11 protein-coding genes and 2 pseudogenes are annotated in these 11,203 nt (G+C 67.0%); 4 read left to right on the top strand and 9 right to left on the bottom strand.

Features of this window, described 5'->3' with window-relative positions:
- The 9 genes and pseudogenes from KZA10_RS02055 to sdhC form a co-directional block, all read right to left on the bottom strand.
- On the bottom strand, positions 1-359 hold a 359-nt coding region (locus KZA10_RS02055), incomplete at its 3' end, for an amidohydrolase family protein (RefSeq protein WP_374196529.1).
- Positions 319-471 (bottom strand): annotated as a pseudogene (locus KZA10_RS18560) (D-alanine--D-alanine ligase); the annotation flags it as partial. The gene KZA10_RS02055 and the pseudogene KZA10_RS18560, both read right to left, overlap by 41 nt.
- Positions 398-1,531, bottom strand: a complete 1,134-nt coding sequence (locus tag KZA10_RS02050; protein ID WP_218682047.1) for an NAD(P)H-dependent glycerol-3-phosphate dehydrogenase — start codon at positions 1,529-1,531, stop codon at positions 398-400. The gene KZA10_RS02050 and the pseudogene KZA10_RS18560, both read right to left, overlap by 74 nt.
- Positions 1,521-2,285 carry a 1-acyl-sn-glycerol-3-phosphate acyltransferase gene (locus tag KZA10_RS02045; RefSeq protein ID WP_055868575.1) on the bottom strand — a complete coding sequence of 255 codons (765 nt, stop codon included), beginning with the start codon at positions 2,283-2,285 and terminating at the stop codon, positions 1,521-1,523. The genes KZA10_RS02050 and KZA10_RS02045 overlap by 11 nt, the downstream gene beginning before the upstream one ends.
- Positions 2,282-3,649: a UDP-N-acetylglucosamine 1-carboxyvinyltransferase gene (gene murA / locus KZA10_RS02040; RefSeq protein WP_218682046.1), complete on the bottom strand. Its 1,368-nt coding sequence runs from the start codon at positions 3,647-3,649 to the stop codon at positions 2,282-2,284. The genes KZA10_RS02045 and murA overlap by 4 nt, the downstream gene beginning before the upstream one ends.
- A gap of 65 nt (positions 3,650-3,714) precedes the next feature.
- Positions 3,715-4,311 (bottom strand): 3-isopropylmalate dehydratase small subunit, encoded by a 597-nt coding sequence (gene leuD / locus KZA10_RS02035; RefSeq protein ID WP_218682045.1) that lies wholly within the window; start codon positions 4,309-4,311, stop codon positions 3,715-3,717.
- A gap of 3 nt (positions 4,312-4,314) precedes the next feature.
- A complete protein-coding gene (leuC, locus tag KZA10_RS02030) occupies positions 4,315-5,760 on the bottom strand; it encodes a 3-isopropylmalate dehydratase large subunit (RefSeq protein ID WP_218682044.1) in 1,446 nt (481 codons plus the stop codon).
- A 147-nt stretch (positions 5,761-5,907) separates the two neighbouring features.
- Complete coding sequence (locus KZA10_RS02025; protein ID WP_256934298.1) at positions 5,908-6,168, bottom strand: hypothetical protein; 261 nt, start codon at positions 6,166-6,168, stop codon at positions 5,908-5,910.
- Positions 6,168-6,602, bottom strand: a complete 435-nt coding sequence (gene sdhC, locus KZA10_RS02020) for a succinate dehydrogenase, cytochrome b556 subunit (RefSeq protein WP_074731658.1) — start codon at positions 6,600-6,602, stop codon at positions 6,168-6,170. Before sdhC ends, KZA10_RS02025 begins: the two co-directional genes overlap by 1 nt.
- 182 nt (positions 6,603-6,784) lie before the next feature.
- Between sdhC and KZA10_RS02015 the strand changes: the two genes are divergently transcribed.
- The 4 genes and pseudogenes from KZA10_RS02015 to KZA10_RS17625 all read left to right on the top strand — a co-directional run.
- The gene (locus KZA10_RS02015; RefSeq protein ID WP_017828465.1) at positions 6,785-7,900 is read left to right on the top strand and encodes a mannose-1-phosphate guanylyltransferase; all 1,116 of its coding nucleotides are present in this window, start codon (positions 6,785-6,787) and stop codon (positions 7,898-7,900) included.
- 160 nt (positions 7,901-8,060) lie between these two features.
- Positions 8,061-9,182: a BMP family protein gene (locus KZA10_RS02010; protein WP_218682043.1), complete on the top strand. Its 1,122-nt coding sequence runs from the start codon at positions 8,061-8,063 to the stop codon at positions 9,180-9,182.
- Between the two features lie 108 nt (positions 9,183-9,290).
- Positions 9,291-10,805, top strand: coding sequence for an ABC transporter ATP-binding protein (locus KZA10_RS02005; protein ID WP_017828467.1), 1,515 nt, complete (start codon positions 9,291-9,293; stop codon positions 10,803-10,805).
- A pseudogene (locus tag KZA10_RS17625) lies at positions 10,802-11,203 on the top strand (hypothetical protein); the annotation flags it as partial. The gene KZA10_RS02005 and the pseudogene KZA10_RS17625, both read left to right, overlap by 4 nt.

Below are 11,203 nucleotides of genomic sequence, written 5' to 3'. Positions count from 1 at the left end.
GCCAGCACATCGAGCGATGGGCTCGACGACAGCGAGTCGGTGCCCACGGCGATCGGGCTGCCCTCGCGCAGATACGCCGCGATCGGCGGCTCCTCGAGTCCGATGACGGCGTTCGACCGCGGGCACAGGGCCACGGTCGTGCGGCGCTCGCGCAGGATGGCACGGTCCCTGGCGCTCATGTAGACACCATGGGCGATATGGCAATCGGGCCCGAGCACGCCGAGCTGATCGACGAACTCCGTGGCGCTGGTACCGAATCCGGCCTTGCGCAGCTCCTGGAAGCTGGCGAGCCCCGCGGTATGCCAGGCCTGTGGATGACTTCGCGGGATCGTCGTCTTCGAGGACGAACGCGCCTTCACGGGTGATCCCGACCGGGATCACGGCGTAGCGGTCGCGGTCAATCGCGCCCAGCACGCCCCCCGCCGTTGCGGAACTGATCGAATGCTCGCTGGAGCGCCCGCCGAAGAGCACCACCACCGTCTGCTTGTCCATGGTTGGTCCTCTCACCCTGCGGGGTGTCGTCGTCCGTCGTCAGGTGCGGTGCGATGTCCCGCGGATTCATCTTGCCGTCGAGCACCATCTTCACCTGCTCGACGATGGGCATGTCGATCTCGGCCTCGCGCGCCAGCTGCAGGACGGGGGCGACGGAGGCCAATCCCTCGGCCGTCTGCTGCATCTGCTTCACGACGTCCTGGAAGCTGTAGCCCTGACCGAGCAGTCGCCCTGCGGTGTTGTTCCGGCTCAGCGGCGACTGACAGGTGGCGATCAGGTCGCCGAGTCCGGCAAGCCCCTGGAGCGTCTCGGGGTGCGCGCCGTTGGCCACCGCGAAGTCGGTCATCTCGACGAGACCGCGGGTGATGATCGACGCCTTGGTGTTCTCGCCGTAGCCGACGCCGTCGACGATGCCGATGGCCACCGCGATCAGGTTCTTCAGGACGCCGCCGAACTCCGTGCCGATCACATCGGTGTTCACGAAGGTGCGGAAGTAGCTGTTCCGAGCCGCGCGCGCGACGATCTCCGCCGTCTCCTGACTGCGCGAGGAGATCACGGCGGCGGTCGGCTGCTCGCGGGCGATCTCGAGAGCGAGGTTCGGTCCCGAGGCCACGGCGACGCGATCGGGGTCGCAGCGCAGCTCCTGCTGGATCACCTGGCTCATGCGCAGTCCGGTTCCGCGCTCGACGCCCTTCATGAGGCTGATGATCTTGGCGTCGCTGTCGGCGAGCAGCGGCCGCAGCGCCTTCAGATTCTCGCGCAGCGACTGGCTCGGCACCGACAGGTAGACCTGGTCCACGCCGTCCAGAGCGGTTGCGAGCTCGTGCGTCGCCGCCATCGTGCGCGGCAGGTTGATGCCGGGCAGATAGCGGGAGTTGCGCTTGGCCTCGTTGATCTCCTGGGCCAGCTCCGGGCGCCGAGCCCACATCGTCACCTGAGCGTCACCGTCGGCGAGGATCTTGCCGAACGTGGTTCCCCAGCTGCCAGATCCTACGACCGCGGCCCGCGGCCCGGCCGCAGCGGTTCTCTTAGGAGTCAAGGCGTCCAGTCTCCTTCTGTCCGTGGCTCGCGGGGTTCCAGCGCTCCGCGGGTGCCTTCTCGTCGCGCAGCTCTTCGAGGAGTGCGGTGATCGCGTTCATCAGACGGTTCGTCGCCTCGGTGAGCGCCGCAGGCTCTCCTGCCCGCTCGCGCAGATCGGAGACGTCGACGGGGTCGCCGATGAGCACTCTGACCGGCTTGCGCAGCGGCCACAGGCTCAGGCCCTTCTGGTAGCGCCCCATGATCGCCTGGGTACCCCACTGCGCCATCGGGATCAGGGGGATGCCGTCGGCGAGGGCCAGACGCACCGCGCCGGACTTGCCGCGCATCGGCCACATATCGGGATCGCGCGTGAGCGTGCCCTCGGGGTAGACGATCACGCCCCGACCGTGCTCGACGAGCTCTTCGGACTGCTTCATCGTCTGCCGTGCGGACGACGCCGACGACGTGCGCGCGACCGGGATCATCCCGGTGCGATGCAGGAACCAGCCGAGCACCGGCACCTTGAACAGGCTCTCCTTGGCCATGAAGCGCGGCGCGCGACCGGACCGCCACACGGCGACGGCGACGATGAGCGGATCGAACTCCGAGTAGTGGTTCGGGGCGAGCACGTACGATCCCTCGCGCGGCAGCTTCTCCGCGCCGCTCACGCGGATCTTCGCGATCAGCGACACGGGAGGGATGATCAGCGCGGCGAGCGGCCAGAAGATGCTCGGCCGCTTCGTCTCCGATGACCGGGACGTCACCGCGGTCACCGGATGACGTCGAAGTCGGCGCCGAGCGCGTCGAGCTTAGCGAGGAACTTCTCGTAGCCGCGGCTGAGGATGTCGACACCGGACACCTTCGACTCGCCGGTGGCGGTCAGCGCCGCGATCACGTGGCTGTAGCCACCGCGCAGGTCGGGAACCACGATGTCGGCGCCGTGCAACGGCGTCGGACCGGTGATGACCGCGGCCTGCTCGAGGTCGCGTCGCGGAACACGACGCGGACCGTCCTGGAGGCCTCGGGGGTGCACGACGATGTCGGCGCCCATCTTGACCAGCGCGTCGGTGAAGCCCATGCGGTTCTCGTACACGGTCTCGTGCACCACGGAACGGCCGTGCGCCTGGGTCAGGGCGACGACGAGAGGCTGCTGCCAGTCCGTCATGAAGCCGGGGTGCACGTCGGTCTCGATCACGACGGGCTTGATCTCGCCGTCGCGACGGAACAGGATGCCGTCTTCCTGGATGTCGAACCAGCCGCCGGCCTTGCGGAAGATGTTGAGGAAGGTGAGCATCTCCTGCTGCTTCGCGCCGCCGACGAAGATCTCGCCATCGGTCGCGAGCGCGGCGGAGGCCCAGGACGCGGCCTCGTTGCGGTCGAAGATCGACCGGTGGTCGTAGCCGCGGAGCTTCTCGACGCCCTCGATCACGATGACGCGGTTCGGCTCGTAGGAGATGATCGCGCCCATCTTCTGCAGCACGGCGATCAGGTCCATGATCTCGGGCTCGATGGCGGCGTTGCGCAGCTCCGTGGCGCCCTCGGCGCGCACGGCCGTGAGGAGCACCTGCTCGGTGGCACCGACGCTGGGGTACGGGAGGTGGATGTTCGCCCCGTGCAGGCGGCTTCCCCCCGTGGAGAGGCGGATGCCGCTGGGGAGCTTCTCGACGATCGCACCGAACTTGCGCAGAGCGTCCAGGTGGAAGTCGATGGGGCGGTCACCGATGCGGCATCCACCGAGGTCGGGGATGAACGCCTGACCGAGCCGGTGCAGCAGCGGGCCGCAGAAGAGGATCGGAATGCGCGAGGCACCGGCGTGAGCGTCGATCTGCTCGAAGTGCGCGGATTCCACGTCGCTGGGGTCGAACACCAGCGAACCGGGCTCATCGCCTTCGGACACACGCACACCGTGTACCTCGAGCAGCGAGCGCACGACGGCGACATCGCTGATCGCCGGTACGTCGCGCAGGGTGCTCACGGTCTCGCCGAGGAGCGAGGCGACCATGGCCTTCGTCGCCAGGTTCTTCGCCCCCTTGACGTCGACCCGACCGCGAAGCGGGCGTCCGCCTCGAATGGCGAGGACGTCTCCGGTGAGTGCAGGGACTCCGTCCGGAAGAGCGTCGCGCACAGGTGTCGTCATTCGGAGCCTCACTTCATTTACGGATTTCGGGGGCGGGTTGCCCCTGGCTCCCCCGCCCCCACCGTCTACTGAACGGGAAGGGTTCTGGGCCGCCACGACTCGCGACGGGCCTCGAACTGCGCGATCTTGTCTTCGTTGCGCAGCGTGAGCCCGATGTCATCGAGCCCTTCGAGGAGCCGCCATCTAGTGTAATCGTCGATCCCGATCTCGGCCTGGACGTCACCGATCGAGGCGGTGCGCGCCTCGAGGTCGACGGTCATCTGGACCCCGGGATTCCTGTCGATCTCGGCCCAGAACCGCTTGAGATCCTCTTCCGAGATCGTCGCGGCGAGCAGCCCCTGCTTGCCCGAATTGCCCCGGAAGATGTCGGCGAAGCGCGGGCTCAGCACGACTTTGAAGCCGAAGTCACGCAACGCCCACACCGCGTGTTCGCGGCTCGAACCGGTGCCGAAATCGGAGCCGGCCAGGAGCACGGAGGCCCCGTGGAACGCTGTCTGGTTGAGCACGAAATCGGGATCCTGGCGCCATGCATGGAACAGCGCGTCCTCGAATCCGGTCTTGGTGACGCGCTTGAGGAACACCGCAGGGATGATCTGATCGGTGTCGACGTTCGAACGCTTCAGCGGAGCGGCGATACCGGTGTGAGTGGTGAACTTCTCCATGATTCAGAACCCTTCCGTCAGGTCGCTCGGGCTGGACAGGGTGCCGCGGATCGCGGTCGCTGCGGCGACCAGAGGTGAGACGAGATGCGTGCGCCCTCCCTTGCCCTGGCGTCCTTCGAAGTTGCGGTTGGAGGTGGAGGCGCATCGTTCGCCCGGAGACAGCTGATCCGGGTTCATGCCAAGGCACATCGAGCATCCGGCGAAACGCCATTCCGCCCCGAAGTCCTTGATCACCTTGTCCAGGCCCTCCGCCTCGGCTTCCAGCCGCACCCTGGCCGATCCGGGCACGACCATGACGCGCACGCCGTCGGCCTTCTTCTTGCCCTCGATGATCGACGCGAACGCTCGGAGGTCCTCGATGCGGCTGTTGGTGCACGACCCCATGAAGACCGCGTCCACCGGCACCTCCTTGAGTGGTGTCCCCGGCTTCAGGTCCATGTACTCCAGCGCCCGCTCCGCGGCTGCGCGCTCATTCGGGTCGTCGATCTCGGCGGGGTCGGGCACGGCGGCCGAGAGGGAGCTGCCCTGACCGGGGTTGGTCCCCCACGTCACGAACGGCTCGAGCTGGTCGGCGTCGATGAACACCTCCGCGTCGAAGGTCGCGCCCTCATCGGTCGGCAACGTGCGCCAGTAGGCGACGGCGTCTTCCCAGTCCTGCCCCTTCGGCGCGTGCGGGCGACCCTGGAGGTAGGCGAATGTCGTCTCGTCGGGGGCGACCATGCCGGCGCGGGCCCCTGCCTCGATCGACATGTTGCAGATCGTCATGCGGCCCTCCATGGAGAGCGCGCGGATGGCGCTGCCGCGGAACTCGAGCACGTAGCCCTGTCCCCCGCCGGTACCGATCTTCGCGATCACCGCGAGGATGATGTCCTTCGCCGTCACACCGGGGCGCAACGTGCCCTCGACGTTGATCGCCATGGTCTTGAACGGCTTCAGCGGCAGGGTCTGCGTGGCCATGACGTGCTCGACCTCGCTGGTGCCGATACCGAACGCCATCGCGCCGAACGCGCCGTGGGTCGAGGTGTGCGAATCGCCGCAGACCACGGTGATGCCGGGCATGGTCAGCCCGAGCTGGGGCCCGACCACGTGCACGATGCCCTGCTCCGCATCGCCGAGCGAGTGCAGACGCACCCCGAACTCGGCGGCATTGCGGCGCAGCGTCTCGATCTGCGTGCGGCTGGTCAGGTCGGCGATCGGCTTGTCGATGTCCCACGTCGGAGTGTTGTGGTCCTCCGTCGCGATCGTGAGGTCGAGGCGACGAAGCGGCCGCCCTTCGCTGCGGAGGCCATCGAAGGCCTGCGGGCTGGTGACCTCGTGCACGAGGTGCAGGTCGATGTAGATGAGGTCCGGCTCGCCGTTCTCGCCCTTGACGACGAGGTGGTCGTCCCAGACCTTCTCGGCGAGAGTCCTGCGGCGTGCGGAATCGGCACCGTTTGCGGGGGTGGTCATTGCGTGTCTCCTGTGGCTGGCGGTTCGGCCCACGATGGACTCCGCGACGAGGAGGGGCTCAGATCGAGGTCTCGTCGCGGCGCCTAAGAAGAAGGAGCACGGTCCGCATGACGTCAGATTACCACCGCTGAGACGTGCTCCGACCCGTCATGACACTCTGTTGAGCACCCGAACGACAGAGAGGCACCGCATGACCGTCGACACCGCCCGCTTCGCCACCCGCGCGGTCATGAACGCGAAGTCGAGGGCGTGGATGCCTTCGCCCACCATGAGGTTGACGAAGAGGTGGCCGAAGATCAGCACGACGAGCACGACGCCCGAGACGCGCATGAAGATCCAGCCCCACTTCTCGAGGTTGACTCCGCGGCGGCGGCGCACCGGGGCGGTCGCCATGGTCTGTGCAGACATCAGTGTCCCCCTCCGAACCCGGCGAACGCGAGCATCAGGTGGCGGGGCACGAAGCCGGCCATGATGATGCCCCACACCAGCAGGACGCCCCAGAACAGCTGGCGCTGATACTTGGCGCCCTTCGACCAGAAGTCGACGGCGATGATGCGCAGGCCGTTCATCGCGTGGAACACGATGCCGGCGACGAGCACGACCTCACCGAGGGCCATGACCGGGTTCTTGTATGTGCCGATCACGGCGTTGTACGCCTCCGGCGACACCCTGATCAGCGCCGTGTCGAGCACGTGCACCAACAGGAAGAAGAAGATGGCGACTCCGGTGATGCGGTGAAGCACCCACGACCACATGCCTTCGCGACCCCGATAGAGGGTGCCGCGTGGGGTCTTGGACGTGGTTTCCGAAATCGACGGTGTCAAGCGGGCGCTTGTGGACACGGTCGTCCTCCCTGGATCGATGTGACTCGGTCGCGTGCACTGCTCTCGTTCAAGTGTGAGCCTGGCGAAGTCTCAGGCACGCCCGATCGCTGTCCATCTTATTCCTGTCAGATCACTGGGAGCGACGAAGGGGAGCCTAAGTCTCTCGATGTCGGCTCGTCCTCTGCGGCTACCCTGGCAGGGTGAGCGCACCCATCAAGGATTTCTACGCAGTGATTCCCGCCGGCGGCATCGGTAGCAGGCTGTGGCCGCTCTCCCGGGCGGACGCACCGAAGTTCCTGCACGACCTGACGGGGTCCGGGCACTCGCTGCTGCGCGACACCTGGGATCGGCTCGTCCCACTCGCCGGGGCGGACCGGATCGCCGTCGTCACTGGTCGGGCCCATCGCGCGGCCGTCGAGGCGGAGCTGCCCGGCATCCCCGACCTGAACGTCTTCCTGGAGTCCGAGCCGCGCGAGTCGGCGGCGGCGATCGGACTCGCCGCGGCGATTCTGCACCGCCGCAATCCCGACGTGATCATCGGCTCGTTCAGCGCGGACCACGTGATCCGCGGCACACGCGTGTTCGAGTTCGCGGTGCGCGACGCCGTCGAGGTGGCGCGGGAGGGGTACATCTGCACGATCGGCATCACGCCGACCGAGCCGGCGATCGGTTTCGGCTACATCAAGATGGGGCCCGAGCTCGTGGTCGAAGGCGCGCGCGAGGCCGCTCTCGTCGAGAGTTTCGTGGAGAAGCCCGATCTCGAGACGGCGAAGTCCTACATCGCTGATCGCGGGTACCTCTGGAACGCGGGCATGTTCATCGCCAAGGCCAGCGTGCTGCTGGAGGAGCTGGCCGTGAACGAGCCCGAACTGCACGCCGGTCTGCTCGAACTCGCCGAGGCATGGGACGACCGCGATCGTCGAGGACCGGCGGTCGATCGGATCTGGCCGCGCCTGAAGAAGATCGCGATCGACTACGCGGTCGCCGAACCCGCCGCCCGCCGCGGACGCCTCGCCGTCGTCCCCGGCCACTTCGACTGGGACGACGTGGGCGATTTCGCCTCGCTGACCAAGCTCATCACCAACGGTCGCAAGAACGATCTCGCCGTTCTCGGCCCGAACGCGCGCGTTCTCACCGACGGCGCGAGCGGAATCCTCGTCAGCCAGACCTCGCGCGTGATCAGCCTGGTGGGGGTGCAGGACATCGTCGTGGTCGACACCCCCGACGCGCTGCTGGTCACCACCGTGCAGCACGCGCAGCGGGTCAAGGGCGTGGTCGAGTCGCTCAAGCTCACCGGTCGCGGAGACGTGCTCTGACGCCTGCTCCGATGAGCACGCTCTCACGCTCATCGGCTGTCTTGATTTCAGCTTGGTAACCATTGGCCAGCACATGCGGGGCGGGCGTGCACAAAGGCCGAAACAGTAGGTAACTTTGATCGATCCGCGATGGCCGCGGTTTCGTTGAGGGAGGCATCAGTTGACCATCTCCACCACCAAGAAGCTGCTCGGCGTCACCGTCGCCGCTGGCGTCGTCTTCGCACTCGCCGGTTGCGGCCAGGCACCGACAGACAAGCCCGCCGGCTCCGGCGAGCCGGTCGCCTCCGACTTCCTCCCCTGCCTCGTCTCCGACGCCGGCGGATGGAACGACAAGTCGTTCAACCAGTCCGCCAAGGAGGGCATGGACAGTGCCGCCGAGGAGCTGGACATCAAGCCCCTCGAGTTCGAGTCGGCGAATGACAACGACTACGCGCCGAACCTCGAGACCGCGGTCTCCGAGGGCTGCTCGCTCATCGTCTCTGTCGGCTTCAAGCTGTCCGCCGCCACGGTCGAGTCCGCTCTCGCGAACCCCGACATCGACTACGCGATCATCGACGACTGGGCCGACAACGACTTCGACGGCACCGTCGATGCCCCGAACATCAAGCCCCTCGTCTTCGACACGGCTCAGGCCGCATACCTCGGCGGCTACGCTGCCGCATCGTGGTCTGCCCAGAGCGGTGTGAACAAGGTCGGCACGTTCGGCGGAATGCAGATCCCGTCGGTCGCCGTGTTCATGGACGGCTACCAGCTCGGTGTCGAGAAGTACAACGAGGACAAGTCCGCTGCGGTCGAGGTCTTCGGCTGGGACGAGGCCACGCAGAAGGGCTCGTTCACGGGCGGCTTCGACGCGAACGACACCGCCAAGCAGACCGCACAGGGTGTGCTCGACCAGGGCGTCGACGTCATCCTCCCGGTCGGCGGCCCCGTCTACCAGAGCGCGGCTGCGGCGATCGCCGACAGCGGCAAGGACACCCTGATGCTCGGTGTCGACAGCGACCTCGCCGTCGCCGACCCCGAGGTGGCCGGCATCACGCTCGTCTCGATCATGAAGGCGATCGACGTCGCCGTGAAGGACGCGACCCTGGCTGCGGCCAAGGGCGAGTTCGACCCGGCCCCGTACGTGGGCACGCTCGAGAACGAGGGCGTCAAGCTCTCCGGCTTCGGTGACTTCGAGTCGAAGCTGCCGGAGGGTCTGACCGACGAGCTCAAGGCTCTGCAGGAGCAGATCATCTCCGGCGACATCAAGGTGGAGTCCCGGAACTCCCCGACCTCCAAGTAATTCCGTCGCAGTTCCCGCACGGGGCGAGTGGTGAGCAGGATGCCACTCGCCCCGTGTCGTGGACGGACGATGATTCTCCTGGAAAACTCTTCTGGATAAGGTGCAGATATGAAGCTCGAACTTCGCGGCATCACCAAGCGATTCGGCACCCTCGTTGCCAACGACCACATCGATCTCGTGGTCGAACCGGGTGAGATCCACGCGCTCCTCGGTGAGAACGGCGCAGGCAAGTCCACCCTCATGAACGTGCTCTACGGCCTGTATCAGGCCGACGAGGGCGAGATCCTCCTCGATGACGAGGTGCAGCGCTTCCGCGGTCCCGGTGACGCGATGGCTGCGGGGATCGGCATGGTCCACCAGCACTTCATGCTCGTCCCGGTGTTCACCGTGGCCGAGAACGTGATGCTCGGACACGAACAGACCAAGGCCCTCGGCACGCTCGACATCGCGAAGGCGCGAGAGCACGTGCGATCGGTCGCCGCCCGCTTCGGTTTCGACATCGACCCCGACGCCCTCGTCGGAGACCTTCCCGTCGGCGTGCAGCAGCGCGTCGAGATCATCAAGGCGCTGTCGCGCGACGCGAAGGTGCTCGTGTTCGACGAGCCCACGGCCGTGCTCACGCCGCAGGAGACCGACGAGCTGATGAGCATCATGCGTCAGCTGCGCGACGAGGGCACGGCGATCGTGTTCATCACGCACAAGCTGCGCGAGGTCCGCGAGGTCGCCGACAAGATCACCATCATCCGTCTCGGCCGCGTCGTCGGCGAGGCGTCCCCGACCGCGACCAACGGCGAGCTCGCCTCGCTCATGGTCGGCCGAGCCGTCGAGCTCACCGTGCACAAGGAACCGCCGCGCCTGGGCGAGGGCGGATTCGAAGTCAAGGGACTGCGCGTGCTGACTCCCACCGGGGCCATCGTCGTCGATGGTGTCGACTTCGCCGTCCGACCGGGAGAGGTGCTCGCGATCGCGGGTGTCCAGGGCAACGGCCAGACCGAGCTCGTGGAGGCCATCGTCGGCCTCGCCGCCCGCGTCGAAGGCAGCATCGAGCTCGACGGCAACGAGCTGGTCGGCAAGAGCGTGCGCGCGATCCTCGACGCCGGAGTCGGCTTCGTGCCGGAAGACCGCACGGAAGACGGCCTGGTGGCCGGTTTCTCCGTCGCGGAGAACCTGATCCTCGACCGTTCGGACGACCCGGCGTTCAGTCGCGCGGGAACACTGCGGCGCTCGGTGCTCGACGAGTTCGCCCGTGCGCGCATCAAGGAGTACGACATCCGCACCCAGGGTCCGGAGACGGCCGCAGGAACGCTGTCCGGCGGAAACCAGCAGAAGGTCGTCATCGCCAGGGAGATGAGCCGCGATCTGCGTCTCCTCGTCGCGGCGCAGCCCACCCGTGGTGTCGACGTCGGCTCGATCGAGTTCATCCACAAGCGGATTATCGAGACGCGCGACGCGGGTGTGCCCGTGATCGTCGTCTCCACGGAGCTCGACGAGGTCGCAGCTCTCGCCGATCGGATCGCGGTCATGTACCGCGGCACGATCGTCGGCATCGTCCCCGGCGACACGCCTCGGGAGACGCTCGGACTCATGATGGCCGGAGCGGCCGAAGGGGAGGTGGCCGCGTGAGCGGAGCGACACCCGGCGCAGGAGATGTGACCAAGGGGATTCCGCCGCAGGAGCTCAGCACGAGCACCGGCACGGTCCCGCGCGACCCCTCCGATGTGCCGCCGCCCCCGCGCGGCAACGTCATCCTCAAAGAGATCCTCCGCGGCAATGCGGTCACCACGATCCTCGCGATCGTGCTGGCACTCATCGTCGGCGGCGTCCTGATCGCCTTCACGAACGAAGATGTGCTGGAAGCATCCGTCTACTTCTTCGCACAGCTGTGCGAAGAAGTCGACAGGAGGACGCGGGACATGGTTGTAGTTGCTCGCGAGCGAGACGCAGTACGCACCGGTGGCCGGCACAGCGAGCAGATCGCCCGGCACGAGGTCTTCGGGCAGGTACTCGTGATCGACGACGAT

Source organism: Microbacterium sp. BF1 (assembly GCF_019279095.1).
GTDB lineage: Bacteria > Actinomycetota > Actinomycetes > Actinomycetales > Microbacteriaceae > Microbacterium > Microbacterium maritypicum.
The sequence above is the reverse complement of the archived record's forward strand: the minus strand, read 5'-3'. Positions and strand labels throughout refer to the sequence as shown.